Here is a 20,833-nt window from a genome sequence, read left to right as displayed (position 1 = left end):
GCCGTTCCGCTTCAAAAAATCCGGCAAAACAGGGAAAAATCTATATAACAGCGCACACCATGCAAGGTTTGTGCAAGAACCAGGCTCATTCCTTTGGAATTCGCCTGCAACTCTAGCAGAATGAAATCCACGCACAAAACCTTCTTATGTCATGAAATGACTCTTGACGTTCGTGCGTAGACTCTCGGCGCAACGGAGCCGCAATGAGCACACCTGGATTTCCGGAATATTGCGCGAATCCGGGCGCGATCGGGGCTATCCCCCCTCCTTCCGCCCAGTTCCGCGACACAGCAATTTCTCTCCCCCCACAATCAGGGCGATCATGATTGCCGCGAGCAGGATCTCTCCCCATGCACGCGCAGGAATGGGGGCAGAGGCAAAGACACGGTTCATCGCCTCCCCCCAGGTAAACGCGGCCTGTAGAAGCAAGGTCGCACCAATCCCCCACCAGAACCAGGGATTGGAGAACCAGCCACAACGCCAGACAGGGCCACGCAGGTTACGGCAATTGAAGAGATAAGCGATCTCACCGGCCACAAAGACATTTACCGCAATCGTCCGGGCCTCATCGAGCGACGCTCCGAGACCACGCCAGCGGGCGAACAGGCCAAACGCAGCGACCAGCAGGAGTATGCCGACCAGCACGATGCGCCTGACGAGGGTCAGGTCCAGGATAGGGCTGCCGGGGCTCCGCGGCGCCCGCGCCATCACATCTTCCTGAATGGGCTCGAACGCCAGAGGCAGCCCGAGCAATACCGCAGTGGTCATGTTGATCCACAGGATCTGCAACGGCGTAATTGGCAAGGTGACGCCGGCCAGCACGGCAAAGAGGATCACCAACCCTTCACCGAAGTTGGTCGGAAGTGTCCACACGATGAACTTGACCAGGTTGTCGTAGACACCGCGCCCCTCCTCCACGGCGGCCTCGATGCTGGCGAAGTTGTCGTCGGTCAGCACCATCGCCGCGGCCTCCTTGGCCACTTCCGTTCCGCCGGCGCCCATCGCCACACCGATATCGGCTGCCTTCAGGGCCGGCGCATCATTCACGCCATCGCCGGTCATCGCCACCACCTCGCCGTTGGCCTGCAGGGCCTGCACCAGACGCAGCTTCTGCTCGGGCTCGACGCGGGCAAAGACATGGACATCCCGCACCGCGCGGCGGAGACCGTCGGCATCGAGCCGGGCCAGCTCACGCCCACTCAGCACCTTGCCCCCATCCTCGACCAGCCCCAGTTGCCGGGCGATCGCCAGCGCCGTCACCGCATGGTCGCCAGTGATCATCTTGACCGTGATGCCGGCCCGGTGGCAGGCGCGGATGGCACCGATCGCCGCCTGGCGGGGCGGATCGAGCATGGCCTGCAGGCCGAGGAAGCACAGGCCGTCGGCCAGCGCAGCTTCGTCCAGCGTTTCCTCCTCGATCGGCAGGCGGGCAAAGGCCAGCACCCGCAGCCCCTCGGCGGCCAGGCCACGCGCCACCTCATCGATTGCCTGTGCATCGAGTGGAACCACCCGACCATCGCCGTCGAGCATGCTCCGGCAGCGGCGCAGGACGACCTCCGGAGCCCCTTTCAACATCACCGCGCCGCCGCTGTCGATGCGGTGCAGGCTGGCCATGAACTGGCGCACCGAGTCGAAGGCGATCTCATCCAGCCGGGGCATGCCTGCCCGCAGCCCGTCCTCATCCAGGCCGGCCTTGCGAGCAGCAACCAATAGCGCCGCCTCGGTAGGATCGCCGGTGATCTGCCAGCTGCCGTCCTCCTCCCGCAGGCCGGCATCGTTGCACAGGACTCCGGCCACCAGCAGCTGGCGCAGGGCCACCGGCGGTTCAGCCAGTTCGACACCCCCGACACTTACCGCACCCCGCGGCGCATAGCCGTCTCCGCCGAAGTCGTAACGCTGCCCACCCGCCAGCGCCGCACGCACGGTCATCTGGTTCTCGGTGAGGGTGCCGGTCTTGTCGGAGCAGATCACCGTGGTGCTGCCGAGGGTTTCCACTGCCGGCAGGCGGCGGATGATCGCGCGGCGGCGTGCCATGCGCGCCACGCCGATGGCCAGGGTCACCGTCACCGCTGCCGGCAGGCCTTCGGGAATCGCCCCGACCGCCAGCGCCACGGCCGCCATCAGCATGTCGAGCCAGGGTTCGCCGCGCAGGCTGCCGACCACGAAGCCCAGCGCCGCCAGCGCCAGGATCAGTACCAGCAGGGCGCTGGAGAAACGCGTCATCGCCCGGGTCAGCGGCGTCGCCAGCGTGTCGGCCTGCTCCAGCATGTCGGCGATGCGCCCGGTTTCGGTGCCCCGGCCGGTGGCCACCACCAGCCCCGCCGCCTGGCCAACCACCACCAGCGTTCCGGCAAAGGCCATGCAAGTGCGCTCGGCCAGGCCGCTGTCGGCCGGCACCGGCTCCGTGCCCTTGCCGACCGCCGTTGACTCGCCGGTCAGGGAAGCCTCGGTAATCTGCAACGCACGCGTATCAAACAGACGCAGGTCGGCCGGCACCTTGTCGCCTGCGGCCAGCCACACCACGTCGCCCAGTACCAGTTCGGCCGCGGAGAGGCGTCGCCGTTGGCCAGCCCGCAGCACCGTCACCTCACTGGCAACACTGCGGGCCAAAGCCGCCAGCGCGTCCTCGGCGCGCCCTTCCTGAATGAAGCCGATCAGCGCATTGACCAGTACCACGCCAAAGATGACGCCGGCGTCGGCCCATTCATGCAGGAAGGCGGCGATCGCCCCGCTGACGAGCAGGATGTAGATCAGCGGCTGATGGAACTGCAGCGCGAAGCGCAGCACGGCCCCGCGCCCCAGGCGAACCTCGATGCGGTTCGGACCGTGGACACTCAGGCGCTCGGCCGCGACCTCCTCGGCGAGCCCGTCAACCGGGCTCGACTGGAAAGTCTCGAAGGCCTCCTGATGGGAGCGGGCATGCCAGCCCGGCGGAACGGCAGGCGTCATGACAATGGGCGCTAACGGGATGGCCCGTCCGTCTGGCGCCTTTATCCGACCTTGGGCAGCCCGGACAAGGCCATCGCCAGTTCCTTCTCGTCGTAGTCCTGATCGACCAGCTTGCCGGACAGGTAGTTGGTATAGGCACTCATGTCGAAGTGGCCGTGGCCGGACAGGCAGAACAGGATCGTCTCGCTCTTGCCCTCGGCCTTGCAGCGCAGGGCTTCGTCGATGGCTGCGCGTACCGCATGGTTGGACTCCGGCGCCGGCACGATGCCCTCGCTGCGGGCGAACATCACACCGGCCTCGAAACAGGCGGTCTGGTGGTAGTTGCGCGCTTCGATCAAGCCCAGTTCCTTAACGTGGCTGACCAGCGGCGCCATGCCGTGGTAGCGCAGGCCGCCGGCGTGCAGGCCGGGCGGCGTGAATTCACTGCCCAGCGTGTGCATCTTGACCAGCGGCGTCATGCGGCCCGTATCGCCGAAATCGTAGGCGTACTGGCCGCGGCTGAGGGACGGACAGGCCGACGGCTCCACGGCGACGATGCGCCGCTTTTTGGCATTGGCACCGCCACGCAGTTGCAGGCCGATGAACGGGAAGGCGATGCCGGCGAAGTTGGAGCCACCGCCGGTACAGCCGATCACCACGTCCGGATCGTCACCGGCCATTTCCAGCTGGGTGATCGCCTCTTCGCCGACGATGGTCTGATGCAACAGCACGTGGTTCAGCACCGAGCCGAGGGCGTACTTGGTGTCGTCGTTCTTGGCCGCCACCTCGACGGCTTCGGAGATGGCAATGCCGAGGGAGCCGATGTGGTCCGGATACTGGGCCAGCACCGCACGGCCGTACTCGGTTTCGTTGGACGGCGAGGCCACGCAGCGGCCGCCCCAGGTTTCCATCAGGGCCCGGCGATAGGGCTTCTGGTCGTAGGACACGCGCACCTGGAAGATCGTCACGTCCAGCCCGAACAGGCCGCCGGCGTAGGACAGGGACGAACCCCACTGGCCCGCACCGGTTTCTGTGGTCAGCCGCTTCACTCCTTCCTGGGCGTTGTACCAGGCCTGGGGTACCGCGGAGTTGGGCTTGTGGCTGCCGGCCGGCGACACGCCTTCGTACTTGTAGTAGATCTTGGCCGGCGTATCGAGCAGCTTTTCGAGGCGGCGGGCGCGGAACAGCGGGCTCGGCCGCCACTGGCACAGCACCTCGCGCACCGGCTCTGGAATGTCGATCCAGCGCTCGGTGGACATTTCCTGCTCGATGACCGCATTCGGGAACAAAGGCGCCAGGTCGGACGGGCCGAGCGGCTGCAGGGTGCCGGGATGCAGCGGCGGTGGCAGCGGCACCGGCAGGTCGGCGGCAATGTTGTACCAGGACTTGGGCATGCGGCTTTCGTCGAGCTGGTACTTGATCCTATCGGTCATGGCGATCTTCCTTGTCGTATTGGTCTTGTTATCGCGCGGACCGGCCCACCGCCGGAACACGGCGGACGAGCCGCCGCGTGGGCGCACGGCTGCAGCGCACTGAATTGAAACTGAATACCTCGAATGATAACCCGTCGAACTCAGACGCGCCGACGAGCCCCTCCCACCATGACCGCTACGGCCAGCAACGCAAACCCCACCGCCGGCCAGTTGCCCCAGCGGGCATAGGGCGTCAGCCCCTGGTAACCACGTACCTGTGCATGCAGGGCGCCGGCCTCGAAGGGCGGCAGCACCGCCTGCACGCTACCATCCGGCCGGATCACCGCGGTCATGCCGGTATTGGTGGAGCGCAGCATCGGCCGCCCGGTTTCCAGCGCGCGCATGCGGGCGATCTGCAGGTGCTGGGGCTGGGCCCAGGAATCCCCGTACCAGGCCAGGTTGGAGAGATTGAGCATCAGCGTCGCCTCCGGCAAGCTGCGGATCAGCTCCTCGCCGAAAACGTCTTCGTAGCAGATGTTGATGGCAACCTTCTGCCCCGCCAGGTGCAGCGGCGGCTGGCGCTGGGCACCACGGGTCTGGTCGGCCATCGGGATGCTGACCAGGTCGTAGAACCAGCGGAACATCGGCGGCGAATACTCGCCGAAAGGCACCAGATGCTGCTTGGCATAGTGGCCGGACGGCGACAGGCCCAGGCTGATCGCCGCATTGAAGATGTGCCCGCCCCCATCCCGCGTGAAGGTACCGAGCACCGCATCCGCACCGTTCGCCACGGCAATCTGCTGCACGGCATCCAGGTAGCCGCGCGGCAGATCGTCCACCAACAGCGGGATGGTGGTTTCCGGCAGCACGACCAACTGGGCCGGGTTGTCACGCAGCATCGTCAGATTGCGCTCCAGCCAGTGGCGCAGCATCTCGGGGCGCCACTTGAGGCTCTGCTCCACGTTGGTCTGCAGCAGGGCGACCTTGATCGGCTCGCCGACGGGCTCGGTCCAGGCCACCTGGCGCAGACCTGCGCCCACCACCAGCATGGCCGCGATCCCCGTCAGCAGACGCCCACTGCGTCGCCGCAGCGCTTCGACACCCAGGGCCGCCAGCAGGGCTAGCAGACCACCGACGCCATACACGCCGAACAGCGGTGCGAAGCCCGCCAGCGGGCTCGGCGGGCTCTGGCTGTAGCCGCTGGCCAGCCACGGGAAGCCAGTGAACACCCAGCCGCGCAGCCATTCGGAGAGCAGCCAGAGGACGGCGAACAGCGCTGCGTCCCAGCCGGGCCGCCCGCGCCGCAAACGGGCGAACAGGACGCCCGCCAAGCCCGCGTAGAGCGAGACGAAGGCGCAGAACAGCAGGATCGCCAGCGCCGCCAGCGCCACCGGCATGCCGCCGAAACGATGCAGCGCCACGTACAGCCAGGAAACGCCGGCCAGCATCGCGCCGAGCTCCCAGGCCCAGGCGATGGAGAAGCCAGTCCGCAGGGGACGCCGGCTGTCGGCCACCGCAGTGCCAAGCAGCCAGTACAGCAGGCCCAACGCCAGCGCGGTAACGGGGAACAGTTCGAATGGGGCGTAGGCAAAGACTGACGCGCCCCCCGCCAGCAGGGCCGCGCCCTGACGCCGCCAGCCCATCAGCCGCCGACCGCTTCCGGATCGGGCAAACGCTCGACGAGCAGGGAGTGCACACGCCGGCTGTCGGCGCGCAGGATCTGGAAGCGCAGGCCTTCCAGGTCCACCACTTCGTTACGCTTGGGCAGGCGCCCGAGCTTGCGGATCAGCAGGCCACCGACGGTGTCGTACTCGGAGTCGCTGAAGGTGGTGCTGAAGGCCTCGTTGAAGTCCTCGATCTCGGTGCCGGCCTTGACCCGGTAACGGCCCGCCTGGTCGAGGCGGATGTTGTCCGCGGTCTCGTCGAAATCGTATTCGTCCTCGATGTCGCCGACGATCTGCTCCAGCACGTCCTCGATGGTCACCAGTCCCGCCACGCCGCCGTATTCGTCCACGACGATCGCCATGTGGTTGCGGCTCACCCGGAAGTCGCGCAGCAGCACGTTGAGGCGCTTGGACTCCGGCACGAAGACGGCCGGACGGAGCATGTCGCGGAGATCGAAGGCTTCGCCGGCGAAGACCCGCAGGAGGTCCTTGGCGAGGAGGATGCCGACCACGTCGTCCTTGCCTTCACCGATGACCGGGAAGCGCGAGTGGGCAGCGTTGATGGCGAAACGGGTGATGTCTTCGATGGAGTCGTCCACATTGACGACATCCATCTGCGCCCGGGGAATCATCACGTCGCGCACCTTCATGTCGGAGACCTGCAAGGCTCCCTCGATGATGGCCAGGGCATCCGCGTCGAACAGGTTACGGTCGTGGGCGGAATGCAGCAGGTGCAGCAACTCTTCCCGGTCTTCCGGCTCCCGGGTCAGGAGCGCGGAGAGCCGTTCGAGCAAAGACGGTTTACTACTATAGGGTTCCATAAAAAGGGTGGATGAGAAATGGGCCATGGGCAATGGCCGACCCATCGGTCTGACATTGCCCATGGCGCATTGCTCAGCCCACCGTCGAGTCTCCGGCTAGCGTTCGCCCGCGTAAGGGTCGGCGTAGCCCAATTCAGCCAGGATGCTGCGCTCCCGCGCTTCCATCTCCTCGGCCTCGGCATCCTCTTCGTGCTCAAAGCCCTGCAAATGCAGCATACCATGCACGCTTAAGTGAGCGTAATGCGCGTCCAGGGCCTTGCCCTGCTCCGCCGCCTCGCGCTCGACCACCTGCCGGCACAGCACCAGATCGCCCATCAGCGGCAGGCCTTCCGGCAGGGGCATGTCCTCGCCTTCATCATAGGCAAAGGTCAGTACATTGGTGGCGTAGTCCTTGCCCCGGTAATCCCGGTTGAGCTCCCGCCCTTCGGCCTCATCGACGATGCGCACCGTGATCCGCGCCGCGCCGGGCTCGGCTGCCCGTAGCCAGCGGCGGAAATCGGTGCGGGAAGGTACGCCCTCCCTGTTGCAGGCGTATTGCACGGAAAGATCGAGGCGGCGGGGCAGCTTGATGTCGCTCATTGCTGATTCTGGCTCTGCTGTTGCTGGTTGCGGTTCTGGGTGTGGCTCTCATAGGCGGCGACGATGCGTGCCACCAGAGGGTGGCGCACCACGTCTTCCTTGAGGAACTGGGTAAAGGCGACGCCACGCACGTCGGCGAGCACCTGCACGGCTTCGCCGAGGCCACTCTTCTGGCCGCGCGGCAGATCCACCTGGGTCAGGTCGCCGGTGATCACCGCCTTCGAGCCGATGCCGATGCGGGTCAGGAACATCTTCATCTGCTCCGGCGAGGTGTTCTGCGCCTCGTCGAGGATGATGAAGGCCCGCGACAGCGTGCGCCCGCGCATGAAGGCCAACGGTGCGATCTCGATGCAGCCGCGCTCGAACAGCTTGGTCACGCGGTCGAAGCCCATCAGGTCGTAGAGCGCGTCGTACAGCGGACGCAGGTACGGATCCACCTTCTGAGCCAGGTCGCCGGGCAGGAAGCCGAGGCGCTCGCCCGCCTCCACCGCCGGGCGGGTGAGCACGATACGCTCCACGTGCTCCCGCTCGAAGGCATCCACCGCACTGGCCACCGCCAGGTAGGTCTTGCCGGTGCCGGCCGGACCGATGCCGAAGGTGATGTCGTGCTCCTGGATCTGGCGCAGGTAATCCACCTGGCGCGGCGTGCGGCCATGCAGCTCACTCTTGCGGGTCAGCAGGGCCGGCGCCGGCTGGTTGGCCTGGGACAGGTTGGACAGTTCGATTAGACCGAGCTGGATGTCGTCCACCGACAGGGGGTTATCGGCGCGGCCATAAAAATGGCGTAGCGCCCGCGCCCCGATCTGGGTCTGCGGCGGCTCACCGTTCAGCGTGAAGCGCTCGCCACGGCGGGCGATGATCACGTCGAAGGCGGTTTCGATCTGGCGGATGTTCTCGTCGAGCGCCCCGCACAGATTGGCGAGGCGCACGTTGTCGAGAGGATGCAGGACGATTTCGGTCGGTTTCATCGGACGCATGCTGCCAGAGCCGCGCCCGCGGGGGAAGACAGGATCATCGACGGCTCAGTCCCGGGTGACGATCGCGCCACGCAGGGAATGGGGCAGCGCCGACACGATAGTGACGTCCACGAAATTCCCGATCAGACGCGGATTACCGGCGAAATTGACGACGCGGTTGTTGTCGGTGCGCCCGGCCAGCTCGTTCGGATCCTTCTTCGACGGCCCTTCCACGAGGATGCGCTGCACCGTGCCGACCATGCTCTCACTGATCTTCGCGGCGTTCTCCTCGACGCGCTTCTGCAAGCGGGACAGGCGCGCCAGCTTGACGTCCTGCGGCGTGTCGTCGGCCAGGTCGGCGGCCGGCGTGCCGGGGCGCGAGCTGTAGACGAAGCTGAAGGAGGTGTCGAAGCCCAGATCGTCGATCAGCTTCATCGTCGCCTCGAAATCCGCCTCGGTTTCGCCGGGGAAGCCGACGATGAAATCGGACGACAGGGAGATGTCCGGCCGCGCACCGCGCAGCTTGCGCACCAGCGACTTGTATTCGAGCACCGTGTAGCCGCGCTTCATCGCCGCCAGCACCCGGTCGGAACCGGCCTGCACTGGCAGGTGCAGATGCGACACCAGCTTGGGCAGCTTGGCGTAGGCATCGACGACTCGCTGGGTCATCTCGCGGGGATGGGACGTGGTGTAACGGATCCGCTCGATGCCCGGGATTTCATGCACACATTCGAGCAGGAAGGCAAAGTCGGCCATCTCGCCACCGTCGCCATCCACCGGCGCGCGCCAGGCATTGACGTTCTGGCCGAGCAGGGTCACTTCCTTGACACCCTGGGCAGCCAGCCCCGCCACCTCGGCCAGCACGTCGGCCAGCGGGCGGTAGATCTCGTCGCCGCGGGTATAGGGCACGATGCAGAAGGTGCAGTACTTGGAACAGCCCTCCATGATCGACACGAAGGCGCTCGCCCCTTCCACGCGGGCCGGCGGCAGGTTGTCGAACTTCTCGATCTCCGGAAAGGAGATATCCACCTGCGAGCGCCCCGACGCCTTGCGCTCAGCGATCAGCTTGGGCAGGCGGTGCAAAGTCTGCGGCCCGAACACCAGGTCAACATAGGGCGCGCGCGCCACGATGGCCTCGCCCTCCTGGCTCGCCACGCAACCGCCGACGCCGATGATCAGGTTGGGGTTCTGCTGCTTCAGATGCTTGACCCGCCCCAGGTCGTGAAAGACCTTCTCCTGCGCCTTCTCGCGCACCGAACAGGTGTTGAAGAGGATCACGTCCGCCTCTTCCGGGTTGTCCGTTTTTTCCAGGCCGTCGGCCGCACCGAGCACATCCGCCATCTTGTCCGAGTCGTACTCGTTCATCTGGCAACCGAAAGTCCGGATATAAAGTTTTTTCATCGCATGTTGACCAACAACCATCAAGTCACTATTATAGCGGGCTTCTTCGGTCGGTGATGTAGCTCAGATGGTTAGAGCGATGGATTCATAACCCATAGGTCGGCGGTTCGACTCCGCCCATCACCACCAACAGATTCAAGCAAAAAGGCCAATCCGCAAGGGTTGGCCTTTTTGCTTGTCAAGCTCCGGGAGGTCCCTCCCTGACGAAATAGAAATAGCGTGCCATGTAGCGGGGCCTGACGGATCTGTTCCCGGCCTTCGCCACTCAGATGGCAAAACGAAATCCGCCGGGAGCAAATCGCGCAGCTAGCGCACCAGCTGCTCCAGCCCCATCCTGCCCACGGGTACCTCGGCCAACCAAGGAATCAGCGCGCAGCGGCCTGCCAGTTCATCAGCCACCCGCCGCACGAACGGGATTTCGTAGGTGCCGCGCTGACACAACAAAGGGTCGGCAGTTCCGCTGGCCAGCAGGGACTGGTTGATGATCCAGGCGTAGGGCGTGATGCCGGCCCGGGCCAAGTCGCCCTGCAGGCGCTCGGCTTCATGCACGGGCGTCGCTTCCGGCAGCGTCACGATCAGCACGTGGGTGTAAGCCGGGTCGCGCAGCCGCGGCAGCAGCTGGCGCACCGACTCCGGCATGTCGCCCTGGGTGCGCATGACCTCCCGGTGGTAGGCCTCGGCGGCATCGAGCAGCAGGATGGTGTGGCCGGTCGGCGCGGTGTCGAGCACGACGAAACCGTCCTTGCCTTCATCCACGGTGCGGGCAAAGGCCCGGAAGACTGCAATCTCCTCGGTACAGGGCGAACGCAGGTCTTCCTCGAGCATCGCCAGGCCACCGGCGTCGAGACTCTTGCCAGCCTTGGCGAGGACTTCAACGGTGTAATCGGCCACTTCCCGGCGCGGGTCGATGCGCGTCACCGACAGGCCTGGGATGACGCCATCCAGCGTCGCCGCCACATGGGCGGCCGGGTCGGTGGTGGATAGCACGACCTTGCCGCCGCGCCGGGCAAGGGCGACCGCAATTGCCGCGGCGACCGAGGTCTTGCCGACGCCGCCCTTGCCCATGGTCATCACGACGCCGTGGCCAGCGCAGGCCATCTCATCCACCAGGCCGGCCAGCCCGGGAGGCAGTGCCGTGGCCGGCATGTGGTTCGACGTGGCGGGGGCTGCCGCTTCCGGACGGGCCATCACCCGCAGCGCATCCAGGCCAACCGTGCCTTTGGGCAGGAAGGGTATCGTGCAGCCGGGCAGTCTGCAGAGCTCGGCCGGCATCTGGGCCAGGGCTTCGGCAGCACGACGTGACATGGCGGTGGCAATTGCATCGTCCGACTGCTCGACGGCAAACAGCCCATTGATAGCCAGCACCTGGTTGCGGATACCCAGCTCCGCCAGTTCGCCCCGCGTGCGCTCGGCCTCCCGCAGCGAGGCTGTTTCCGGCCGGCTCACCAGGATCACCGTGGTTTCCGCCGGGTTCGACAGGCGCGCCACCGTGGCCGCGTACAAGGCCTTCTGCTTCTCGAGGCCGGCCAGCGGGCCGAGGCAGGATGCACCACCGGTAGACGAGGAGATGAACTCGTCCCAGGCCGATGGCAGCGTCAACAGACGCAGCGTATGGCCCGTCGGCGCGGTGTCGAAGATGACGTGCGCGAAGTCGGCTGTCGCCGCCGGGTCGCCGAGCAACTTGGAAAACTCGTCGAAGGCGGCAATTTCCACCGTGCACGCCCCGGAGAACTGCTCCTCCATGCTCTGGATGGCCGCCGCCGGCAGGATGCCGCGGTACGGCGCGACCATCCGCTCCCGGTAGGCATGGGCCGCCGCCTCCGGGTCGATATTGAGGGCGAACAGGCCCGGCGCTCCGGAAATGGCCGTCGGCACCTGGCTCAACGGCACCCCAAGCACCTCGTCCAGATTGGAGGCTGGATCGGTGCTCACGATCAGCACCCGTTTACCGGCTTCGGCCAGGGCCAGGCCGGTGGCACAGGACAGGGACGTCTTGCCGACACCGCCCTTGCCGGTGAAGAACAGGTAACGCGTCTCGGCGCGCGGGAGAGCCATGATGCCTCTCCGGGTCAGCAGCAACCGGACTTCGGATCGCAACAGCCACCGGCCGCGCTGATCTTGATACGCGGCTTCTCTTCCGTCTTCAGCACGATGCCAAGCTTGTGCACCAATTGCTGGCGCGACGGATACATGCCGGTAGAGACGATATGGCCATCCACCGTGACGATGGGCAGGCGGTCCATACCGGCCTCCATCTCCTTGAGCACTGCCGGGTTGGCGGCGAAGGCCTGGGGTTCCTGGCCGAGGTTATGACGGCTCACCGCCACGCCGTGGTCTTCGACCCACTTCAGGTCGGCAGCGAACTGGGCCAGTACCGGGTCCACCTCCACGCCACACACACCGGTCGAACAACACATGGCCGGGTCGAACACTTCGAGCTTTTTCATGATGGACTCCTCGGAAAATTCAGCGGGCCTCGTACCAGCCCTTGGATGCATTGACGACCCTCACCACCAGCAGCATTACCGGCACCTCGATGAGCACGCCGACCACGGTGGCCAGCGCCGCACCAGACTCGAAGCCAAAGATGCTGATGGCGGCCGCAACGGCAAGCTCGAAGAAGTTGGACGCACCGATGAGCGCCGATGGGCAGGCTACATCATGCTTCTCGCCCACCGCGCGGTTGAGCCAGTAAGCCAGCGCCGAGTTGAAGAAAACCTGGATGAGGATGGGCACGGCGAGCAGCGCAATGACCAAGGGTTGCTTCAGGATGGCCTCACCCTGGAAGGCGAACAGCAAGACCAGCGTCAGCAGCAACGCCGAAATGGACCATGGGCCAATTTTTTCCATGGCTGCATCGAAAGCCGCCAGCCCCTTGGCCAGCAACCTTTTGCGCCAGAGTTGGGCAAGGATGACGGGAACAACGATGTACAGCGCCACGGACGTCAGCAGCGTGGCCCACGGCACCGTAATGGCCGAGATGCCAAGCAGCAGTCCAACCAGTGGTGCGAAGGCAAAAACCATGATGGTGTCGTTCAGTGCGACCTGGGACAGCGTAAACAGCGGGTGACCGTTGGTGAGGCGGCTCCACACGAAAACCATGGCGGTGCACGGTGCCGCAGCCAGCAGGATGAGGCCGGCGACGTAACTGTCGAGCTGCTCGGCGGGGAGCATCGGCGCAAAGAGGTTGCGGACGAAGAACCAGGCGAGGAAGGCCATCGAGAACGGTTTGACCAGCCAGTTCACGAACAGGGTGACGCCGATGCCCCGGACGTGCTGCCGCATCTCCTTGAGGGCACCGAAATCAACCTTGACCAGCATCGGGATGACCATCACCCAGATGAGGAGGCCGACCGGCAGATTGACTTGGGCGTACTCCAGGCGACCAATAGCCTGAAAGAAGGCTGGGGCCTGCTGCCCCAGAGCAATACCGGTCACGATGCACAGGAAAACCCAGACGGTCAGGTAGCGCTCAAAGACGCTCATTGACGCGTCGGCAGCGGCCTTGGTGGTGACTTCACATTGGGCGGACATTGGGGTTACAGCTCCAGGGCGGTGCGAACCACGGGGACCAAGCGCTCACGGATTTCGTCGCGCACCCGGATGAAGCTCTCCAGCGGCTCGCCATGGGGGTCGTGGAACGGCACGTGCATGCGCGGCACGGGACGCGGGAAGATGGGGCAGCTCTCCTTGGCGTTGTCGCAGACGGTCAACACCAGGTCGATTTGCTCGTCCATCACCGCATCGATGGTCTTCGGATGGAGCCCTTCGGTGGGCAATCCTGCGGCCTTCAGGGCTTCGATGGCGCCATCTGCAACCTTGGGTTGCGGCAGCGTACCGGCCGACAAGGCACGGACTTGACCAGCCAGTTCGTGATTGAGGATGGCTTCGGCCATCTGCGAGCGACAGGAATTACCGGTGCACAGCACCAGCACGGTTTTGAGTTGGGACATGATCGTTTCTCGGAGTGGTCGGCTTACTCGTCGGTCTTGCGCAGGACACCGCCGGTATTCAGGTCGTGCTGCGCTTTTCAATGTTGCTGCAGGCCGAGGTCTTGGGCAGGCAGGCCCGGCCCTGGCAGCAGTTGCTGGTCAGGAAAGCGATGAGATCTTCCATCGTCGCGTACTCAGCCAAGTAGCGGATGAAGCGGCTCTCTTTCTGCCCACGGATGAGCCCCACCCGGCTCAGATGGGCCAGATGGAAGGACAAGGTTGGCGCGGGAAGACCGAGCTTCTCGCCGATGGCGCTGGCGATGATGCCCTCCGGCCCAGCCTCCACGAGCAGACGAAAGATGCCCAAACGGGACTCATGCCCTAGAGCGGCAAGCAGTTCAGCGGCGTTTAAAGTTTCCATAGTTTTATTATTATGGAAATATGGAACAGAAGTGTGAAGGTTTTGTTTCAGCCTTGCCAGGCAATACAGCCACCAGCATCGGCGGCCCAGAACCCGAAACCAGCCGGTCCTCGCCCCATTCTGCAAATCCCTGCAACAGCCGCTCCACCACTTTCCGCCGCGAGACATAGTTCTCGAAAAAAAACGGACAAGCACTGGAAAATACGTACAACAACGCCATAGGGAGAAGCAGATGGGCTCAGTTCACTCAACAGCAAAGCGCTGGAATGGCGCGGAGCGCCGCACCGGGGGCGAGCGTCGGCAGCGCGACGGAAAATCACCTACCGGCGTCGAACGACGCAAGCGGGTCGAGCCGCGACAGATGGAGGTCGTCGAACTGTTCCTGTCGCCGGAGCAGTGGCAAGTTGCCCGTCGGCACTGGTTTCCCGCCGACACCACGTACGCAGCGCACGGCAACCATTCGGCCAAATGATCCCGCAGGGCCGCTCTGCGGTCGATCACCCGAAGACTCGCCAGACTCCGGAGAGACTCCGGAGAAAACCCGACACCCCGCCACAATCTCGCAATCTTTCACTGCCAATCAACAAATTTAAAGATTTTGTCAGTAAAAGTTAAGACTTCGCCCGTAGGATCGCCGGCTCAACGCATTCGCTTCGAGCCCGCCCCATGGCCCAGACTTTCGATCGTTTTCTGCACAAAAGCCTGAATCCCAGCTACCGCCTATACAAGCTGAAACGTCGCATACGCCGCCTTGGGCAGGATCTGCAATACCGACGACTCGGAGCGGAGACACGTTCGCTGGAGTCCATCTTTCTCCACGAACGCCTGCTCTGCCTTTTCTCCCGCACATCCCCGCGCCTGCACCACGGATACTACCGGGACTACCTGTCACGTCGCTGGTCGGTCGAGGAATCCCTGCGCCACATCCACGACCACTACCGCTTTCTGCTCGACCGTTTTCCCCCCTCCCTGCTCGACAACCTGACGGAGGGGGAAGTCAGCCTGTGGACGGCCCAATACCCGACCATAAGGGCTGAAGTACGACTGGTACTGCTGACCCGGGACACGATCCGCAACGAAGGGGAGTTCCAGTTGGTACTTTTCATCGACGGCGCCTGGAGCCACGCCCTCGGTTTCCTCTTCCAGTCCCAAGCGGACGGCAGCCATAGCGCCCTGATCTGCCGGAACCAGGGCTGCATCGGCCAGCAGGAGCGGATCAAGGAATTCCGCAAGCAGCACTTTCAGCTGGTGCCGCTGTTTCTGCTGATGGACAGCCTGATCGCACTCCTTTCATTTCTGAAGCTGGATCAGATCCGGGTCATAGCCCCCGACGAGCACTACCAGACCCCACTCGGACAGGCACGCCTGGAGGCTTTGTATCGGCAGGCCTTCGAACCGTTCCAGGCTCAGGCGGAAACCGACGGACGCGCCACCATACGGCTGCCACTGGTGGAAAAACCCCTGGAGAGCATAGACCGCCACCACCGCAAACGCACTCAGCAAAAGCGGCAGGCCCGGGAACAGATGCGGGAGGCGGTGCGCCAGCGCCTCGAGGACCTCAGCGCGTATTCGACGGAAGCCACCCCATTGGCCGCCTGAAACCCGGCCTTTGAAAAGACAAACCCCGGCGCCGACCGGGGTTTGTCTTGATGCCGCCGATGCGGCAGGATCAGGCGAAGGTATTGATGACCTGACCGACAACCTGCCCGTTCAGATTGGACGTGGGTTCCGGCGCGGTCTGGGCGGCCTGCGCAGCCTGGGCCTGCTGCTCCTCTTTCTTGCGCACATCCTCCGGGGCTTGCTGCTGCTGAACCTTGCTGGCTTCGGCCTGCTGCTGGAGGGCCTGGGTGAAGGCAGCGCTGGAGGCGCCGCTGACCGAACTAACGCTCATGATGTACTCCTGGTAGATCCACCACCCGGACTTCCAAGTGGCGCGCTTTTTTCATTTTACGGCAGGCTGTCCAAAAACATGAGGCTCAAAGATCAGCCACGTGATCGATTTCCGGCTACGGCGACGGCCGTAGCGCCTCACCAACACCCTGCAACGGCCCCAGGGGGTTGTGGCGCACTTCGGTTTCCTCGATGCGCGGCTGACCGCTCCATTGTTTATAGACGACCTTGTCGTCGATAACGACAATCAACGCGCCAAAACGCCAGCCCGTCACCAGTGTATTGCGTTTGAAATTGAGGAAATCGAGCATGAAATTACCGACCCGCTTGCGGTCCACATTGCTCGGCTCCATGAAATAGCCCACGCAACCATCCAGCACCTTCATGCACTCCTGGATCCCTTTCGGGATCGTCGCCGGATCCTGCAGCGGGGACGGCAGCACCGCGCGCACCACCTGGGAGTGGTTGAGGATCTGCATGTTGGGCGTCGTATACGGATCGAAGCCCAGCTTGCGCACCACCGCCATATCAGTCTGGTAGGGCACGATCTGGTCGAAGGTCTTCTTCACATCGTCGAAGTCGCGCCAGCGCTTGCCGACCTCCTGCTGGGCAGTAGGAAGCATGCCGCCGCAGCCCGCCAGCAGCCCGGCCATCAGCATGGACACGATCGCCTTCACCGCACACATCCTTTCCGCCACCAAGGCTGGAGCCGGACACGCCCGTCTATCCTGCTTCTCAGCGTAAACCGCCCGCCCCGGCATATCAACCGCCGCCCATCACCAGCCGTGGCGGAGCACACGCGGAGACGCGCTCCAGGCCAACCTTCAACTGAAGCGGGACGGTAGCGCCGCGATGCGTGCCAGCTCGGCCTCCACCTCCGCAAACAAGGGGCGCGACGAGGGCTGCGGATCCGCGCAACGCCGCTGCAGACTGGCCAGCGCCTGCAGCTTCAGGCTGGTCGGGCTGGGCACCTCGCAGCGCGCAACCAGTTCGTCCAGCAGACAGGCGAAGGCACGCACCTCGATGCGCTGCAGCGCTGACGCAGTGCGCTCGTCTTCCGGCGCAAAGAAGGAGGCCGCACCGAAATCGCCCAGCAGCGCGCGGCCCTCACCGGCATGCAGGATGTTGTGGGCATACAGATCGCCATGAAGAATACCCCGCCCATGCAGGTGCGCCGCCGCCGCCGCAATCCCTGTCGCAATGCGCAGCACCGCATCGACGGTGAACGCCGCCCCGTCCGGATAGATGTCACGGGTACAGGAGGCCAGACTGGGCGGCCCCGCCAGGCTCTCAAAGGCCTGATCGATCAGCGCCATCACCAGCCCCTCCCCCACCTGCCCTGCCCCTTCGAGGCGCCCCAGCACCGGAATCAGGCTCGCATGGGAGCCCGCCTCCAGGCAGGCCGCCATCTCGTGCGAGGGAAGGCCGTCGCTGGTCATACTCCCCTTGAACAGCTTGACCGCCACCTGGCGTCGTTCACCGTCGCCACGCCATGCGGCACGGTGAATCACCCCGGACGCGCCCTCGCCGAGGCGCTCTCCCAGCGACAGATCGGCAAACGGAATACGGATCGCCGCATCACCGCCCAGCCGCGGCATCTCGACGGACGCACAGAACGGATTGCCCGCGTAAGCCAGCCACGCCAGGCGCGGCAGATCGAACAGCCACGGCGGCAGGACAGTCAGCCGGTTGGCCGCGATGCGCAGCAGTTCCAGCCCGGCGCAGGCGGCCATCTCATCCGGCAGGGTACTCAACCGGTTACCCGCCAGCATCAGCTTCTGCAGGCCGGAGCAACGGCCGATCGACGCCGGCAACGCATCGATCGCATTGTCAGTCAGGATCAGCCAGCGCAGCTGTGGCGGCAGCGCGGCGGGTGGCACCGTGTGCAGACGGCTCGATTTGAAGCCGACCATCTCGAGGCGGGGGCACTCACCCAGCACTTCAGGCAGCACGGTGAACGGATTGCCCGAACAGAACAGGATGCGCAGATGGCGCAGGCGCGACAACTCCGGCGGCAGCGATGTCAGCCGGTTGCCGGAAAGGTCGAGCACTTCCAGCGTGTCGGCCAGTTCGAGGATTTCCGACGGAAACTCGGTCAGGCCACATGCCAGCTTGAGCTGACGCGCCCCGGCCAGCCGACCGGCGCGCAGATCGCCGAGGGAGTTCACAGGCATCGTCCAAGGCGCGCGGGGATGCTGATTGCAGCCTGTCGCCCCACGCTATTCCGCTGCCTTGACCAGCTTGCGGGCCACCTGGGCACGAGACTCGCGCGCCTCGTGCTGCGCACGGGCACGCATGCTTTCCTGCACGAAATCCATATGCCGGCGGACTGCCGCCTGGGCCGCCTGGGCGTTGCGGGTGCGCACCGCCTCCCAGATCGCCGCGTGCTGGGCGCGCAGCTCCAGCCAGTCCCCCTCGAGCCGGCGCAGGTGGCGCAGGTTGCGGTCGATGTGGTCGTGGGTCACGCGGAACAGGCTGGCCGTCAGGTGCCCGAACATCACGTTGTGGGCCGCTTCGGCAATGGCCTGGTGGAAAGCCAGGTCGGCCTTCACCTGCTCCTCGAAAACCTCTGCCGACGGCCCCTGGGCGAACAACGCTTCGACCCGCCCGTAGGCCTCGCCGATGCGCTGCAGATCGGCGTCCGTCGCCCGCCGGGCCGCCAAGGACGCGGCTTCCGACTCCAGCATGCCGCGGAACTCGAGCAGATCCTCCTGCACGTTCGGGTGCCGCCCCAGCATCTCCTGCCAGGGATCGGTGAAGCCCGCGTCCAGCCGGTCCGTCACATAGGTTCCGCCGCCCTGGCGACTGTGCAACAAGCCCTTGGAAACCAGCTTCTGCAGTGCCTCCCGCAGGGATGGACGGGACACGCCCAGCTCGGCCGCCAGTTCGCGCTCGGGCTGCAGGCGGTCGCCGGGCTTCAGCGCACCTTCCAGAATGCGCCGTTCCAGTTCCAGGGCGATGGTGTCGGACAGGCGCTGGACGACCAGCTTGCCGCTGCTACTCATGGGGATCTCGTTCAAATGGTCAGACCACAATATTACGACGGCAAGTTCGCACCAACAACTCCTTGCAACAGACAAGCACCCTTCCACGCACTATAAATCGAGAAGTTGTGCGTATCAGGGTTTTGGATAATTGACTCCCTTTTTGCCGGCGCGTAAATTTTCCGCGGACGAGAAAAATTGGTCTTACCATTTTACCCAATAGCAAACATAGATAGCCACAGAGCCGCTGCGCGAGACACCGTTCCGTGCCGGCCGGCGAGACTGGAGGAGACATGAGCAAACCCTTGGTCAGTACCAACGCCGGACACCAGGCGCGGACCTACCCGCCGCGCCCGGAAGCGGTGTACTTCTATGGAACCTGCCTGGTGGACATGTTCGTCCCCGAAGCCGGCATGGATGCCATCGCCCTCCTAGAACGGGAAGGCATCCGCGTGATCTTCCCCGACAACCAGACCTGCTGCGGCCAGCCGGCCTTCACCAGTGGCTTTCCGGAAGAAGCCCTCCAGGTCGTCGCCTCCCAGCTCGACCTGTTCCCCGGCGACTACCCCATCGTCGTCCCGTCCGGCTCCTGCGGCGGCATGATCCGCTGGCACTGGGAAAAGGTCATCGGTGACGACGCCGCCCTCAAGGCCCGCGCCGCTTCGATTGCCGCGCGCACCTACGAATTCGCCGAATTCCTGCTCCACGTGGTCGGCTTCGACCGCAAGGACGAAGGCCCGGCCACCACCGTCACGCTGCACACCTCCTGCTCCGCGCGCCGCGAGATGGGCACCCACCTGGTCGGCCGCGAACTGCTGGCCCGCCTCGGCAACGTGACCCTCGCCCACCACGATCACGAATCCGAGTGCTGCGGCTTCGGCGGTACCTTTTCGCTGAAGCACCCGGACATCTCCACCGCGATGGTCACCGACAAGGTCGCGTCCCTCAAGGCCACCGGCGCCAACCAGCTGGTCACCGCCGACTGCGGCTGCATGCTCAACATCACGAAGCGCGCCGCCAAGGAAGACCTCGACGCCGGCCGTGCCAAGCCTTCCCTCCCCGGCGAACATCTGGCCACCTTCCTGCTCCGCCGCACTGGCGGAAAGCCTGTAGGAGACGCCCAATGAGCGCCCGCGACCGCATCCTGGCCAAGCTGCGCGCGGCCCGGCCGGCCGAGCCCAACGCCCTGCCCGACCTGGACGCCCATTACACGCCGCGCGTCCGCGGCGAAAGCAAAGCCGAACGCCTGGCCCGCTTCCGCACCGGCATCGAGAGCTTCCACGCGGAAGTCCACATCAGCAGCGAAGCCGACTGGCCGGCCCTGCTGGCCCGCCTGTGCGCCGACAAGAAAGTCGCCACGATGCTCTACGGCGCCGACACGCCCGCCGGCCGGCGCCTTGACCAAGCCACCTTCCCGGCCACTACGCTGCGCCCCTGGGCCGGCCAGGTCGAAGACCTCAAGGCCGACCTGTTCCACCGCGTCGACGCCGGCTTCACGCAGACCCGCGGCGCCATCGCCGAGACCGGCACGCTGATGCTGTGGTCCTCCGAGGCGGAGCCGCGCACCCTGTCGCTGGTGCCGCCGATCCACTTCGCGCTGCTCGACGCCGCCACCATCCAGCCCACCTTTTTCGATGTGCTGCGCACCGAGAACTGGGCCGCCGGCCTGCCCACCAACGCGCTGCTGATCTCCGGCCCGTCGAAGACCGCCGACATCCAGCAGACCCTCGCCTACGGCGCCCACGGCCCGAAGGAACTCGTCGTGATCGTCATCAACGCCGAAGGAGACGCCCAGTGAGCCACCAGCCCCAGCAGCAATCTTCCGGCCAGCCGATCGCCTTCGTC

General features: G+C 65.1%; 20 protein-coding genes and 1 tRNA gene. 5 read left to right on the top strand and 16 right to left on the bottom strand.

Going from position 1 to position 20,833, the window contains the following annotated elements; genetic code table 11:
- Positions 1-255 precede the first annotated feature (255 nt).
- The 7 genes from B4920_RS04015 to miaB form a co-directional block, all read right to left on the bottom strand.
- Positions 256-2,949, bottom strand: a complete 2,694-nt coding sequence (locus tag B4920_RS04015; RefSeq protein WP_079433323.1) for an HAD-IC family P-type ATPase — start codon at positions 2,947-2,949, stop codon at positions 256-258.
- A 41-nt stretch (positions 2,950-2,990) separates the two neighbouring features.
- Positions 2,991-4,361 (bottom strand): TrpB-like pyridoxal phosphate-dependent enzyme, encoded by a 1,371-nt coding sequence (locus tag B4920_RS04010; protein WP_079433322.1) that lies wholly within the window; start codon positions 4,359-4,361, stop codon positions 2,991-2,993.
- Between the two features lie 140 nt (positions 4,362-4,501).
- Positions 4,502-5,983 carry an apolipoprotein N-acyltransferase gene (lnt, locus tag B4920_RS04005; RefSeq protein WP_079433321.1) on the bottom strand — a complete coding sequence of 494 codons (1,482 nt, stop codon included), beginning with the start codon at positions 5,981-5,983 and terminating at the stop codon, positions 4,502-4,504.
- Positions 5,983-6,825 (bottom strand): HlyC/CorC family transporter, encoded by an 843-nt coding sequence (locus B4920_RS04000; protein WP_079433431.1) that lies wholly within the window; start codon positions 6,823-6,825, stop codon positions 5,983-5,985. The genes lnt and B4920_RS04000 overlap by 1 nt, the downstream gene beginning before the upstream one ends.
- 96 nt (positions 6,826-6,921) lie before the next feature.
- Positions 6,922-7,404, bottom strand: a complete 483-nt coding sequence (gene ybeY, locus B4920_RS03995; RefSeq protein WP_079433320.1) for an rRNA maturation RNase YbeY — start codon at positions 7,402-7,404, stop codon at positions 6,922-6,924.
- Entirely contained in the window at positions 7,401-8,372 is a 972-nt protein-coding gene (locus B4920_RS03990) for a PhoH family protein (RefSeq protein ID WP_079433319.1), read from the bottom strand. Before B4920_RS03990 ends, ybeY begins: the two co-directional genes overlap by 4 nt.
- A gap of 54 nt (positions 8,373-8,426) precedes the next feature.
- Positions 8,427-9,761 carry a tRNA (N6-isopentenyl adenosine(37)-C2)-methylthiotransferase MiaB gene (miaB, locus tag B4920_RS03985; protein WP_079433318.1) on the bottom strand — a complete coding sequence of 445 codons (1,335 nt, stop codon included), beginning with the start codon at positions 9,759-9,761 and terminating at the stop codon, positions 8,427-8,429.
- Between the two features lie 52 nt (positions 9,762-9,813).
- Between miaB and B4920_RS03980 the strand changes: the two genes are divergently transcribed.
- Positions 9,814-9,890: transfer RNA gene (locus B4920_RS03980), tRNA-Met, on the top strand.
- Between the two features lie 177 nt (positions 9,891-10,067).
- On the opposite strand, the gene arsA is transcribed toward B4920_RS03980, so the two are convergent.
- Genes arsA through B4920_RS03955 form a run of 5 tightly spaced genes read right to left on the bottom strand, consistent with a single transcriptional unit; the run spans position 10,068 to position 14,114 of the window.
- Complete coding sequence (gene arsA, locus B4920_RS03975) at positions 10,068-11,816, bottom strand: arsenical pump-driving ATPase (RefSeq protein ID WP_079433317.1); 1,749 nt, start codon at positions 11,814-11,816, stop codon at positions 10,068-10,070.
- 14 nt (positions 11,817-11,830) lie between these two features.
- Positions 11,831-12,208 carry an arsenite efflux transporter metallochaperone ArsD gene (arsD, locus tag B4920_RS03970; protein WP_079433316.1) on the bottom strand — a complete coding sequence of 126 codons (378 nt, stop codon included), beginning with the start codon at positions 12,206-12,208 and terminating at the stop codon, positions 11,831-11,833.
- Between the two features lie 19 nt (positions 12,209-12,227).
- A complete protein-coding gene (gene arsB, locus B4920_RS03965) occupies positions 12,228-13,295 on the bottom strand; it encodes an ACR3 family arsenite efflux transporter (protein ID WP_173862636.1) in 1,068 nt (355 codons plus the stop codon).
- A gap of 5 nt (positions 13,296-13,300) precedes the next feature.
- Positions 13,301-13,714 carry an arsenate reductase ArsC gene (locus tag B4920_RS03960; RefSeq protein ID WP_079433315.1) on the bottom strand — a complete coding sequence of 138 codons (414 nt, stop codon included), beginning with the start codon at positions 13,712-13,714 and terminating at the stop codon, positions 13,301-13,303.
- Positions 13,715-13,772: 58 nt separating this feature from the next.
- A complete protein-coding gene (locus B4920_RS03955; RefSeq protein ID WP_079433314.1) occupies positions 13,773-14,114 on the bottom strand; it encodes a helix-turn-helix transcriptional regulator in 342 nt (113 codons plus the stop codon).
- A 232-nt stretch (positions 14,115-14,346) separates the two neighbouring features.
- Here B4920_RS03955 and B4920_RS28625 point away from each other — a divergent pair, with 232 nt between their 5' ends.
- Together B4920_RS28625 and B4920_RS03950 are read left to right on the top strand one after the other, a co-directional pair.
- On the top strand, positions 14,347-14,586 hold the full coding sequence (locus B4920_RS28625; RefSeq protein WP_139379415.1) for a hypothetical protein: 240 nt from the start codon (positions 14,347-14,349) through the stop codon (positions 14,584-14,586).
- A 194-nt stretch (positions 14,587-14,780) separates the two neighbouring features.
- Positions 14,781-15,713: a DUF535 family protein gene (locus tag B4920_RS03950; RefSeq protein ID WP_079433313.1), complete on the top strand. Its 933-nt coding sequence runs from the start codon at positions 14,781-14,783 to the stop codon at positions 15,711-15,713.
- Positions 15,714-15,783: 70 nt separating this feature from the next.
- Here the strand turns inward: B4920_RS03950 and B4920_RS03945 are convergent, their stop codons facing one another.
- The 4 genes from B4920_RS03945 to B4920_RS03930 all read right to left on the bottom strand — a co-directional run bounded on the left by B4920_RS03945 (position 15,784) and on the right by B4920_RS03930 (position 19,009).
- Positions 15,784-16,005 carry a hypothetical protein gene (locus tag B4920_RS03945; protein WP_079433312.1) on the bottom strand — a complete coding sequence of 74 codons (222 nt, stop codon included), beginning with the start codon at positions 16,003-16,005 and terminating at the stop codon, positions 15,784-15,786.
- A 115-nt stretch (positions 16,006-16,120) separates the two neighbouring features.
- Positions 16,121-16,681 (bottom strand): hypothetical protein, encoded by a 561-nt coding sequence (locus B4920_RS03940; protein ID WP_139379414.1) that lies wholly within the window; start codon positions 16,679-16,681, stop codon positions 16,121-16,123.
- 147 nt (positions 16,682-16,828) lie between these two features.
- Positions 16,829-18,178, bottom strand: coding sequence for a leucine-rich repeat-containing protein kinase family protein (locus B4920_RS03935; RefSeq protein WP_079433310.1), 1,350 nt, complete (start codon positions 18,176-18,178; stop codon positions 16,829-16,831).
- 45 nt (positions 18,179-18,223) lie between these two features.
- A complete protein-coding gene (locus B4920_RS03930; RefSeq protein WP_079433309.1) occupies positions 18,224-19,009 on the bottom strand; it encodes a FadR/GntR family transcriptional regulator in 786 nt (261 codons plus the stop codon).
- Between the two features lie 272 nt (positions 19,010-19,281).
- On the opposite strand from B4920_RS03930, the gene B4920_RS03925 reads away from it, so the two are divergent.
- Both B4920_RS03925 and B4920_RS03920 read left to right on the top strand, forming a co-directional pair.
- Positions 19,282-20,115, top strand: a complete 834-nt coding sequence (locus B4920_RS03925) for a (Fe-S)-binding protein (protein ID WP_079433308.1) — start codon at positions 19,282-19,284, stop codon at positions 20,113-20,115.
- Entirely contained in the window at positions 20,112-20,786 is a 675-nt protein-coding gene (locus tag B4920_RS03920) for a lactate utilization protein C (RefSeq protein ID WP_079433307.1), read from the top strand. Before B4920_RS03925 ends, B4920_RS03920 begins: the two co-directional genes overlap by 4 nt.
- The last annotated feature ends 47 nt before the right edge of the window (positions 20,787-20,833 follow it).

This window comes from Zoogloea sp. LCSB751 (assembly GCF_002028455.1).
Lineage (GTDB): Bacteria > Pseudomonadota > Gammaproteobacteria > Burkholderiales > Rhodocyclaceae > Zoogloea.
This window is presented reverse-complemented; position numbering and strand designations above follow the sequence as displayed.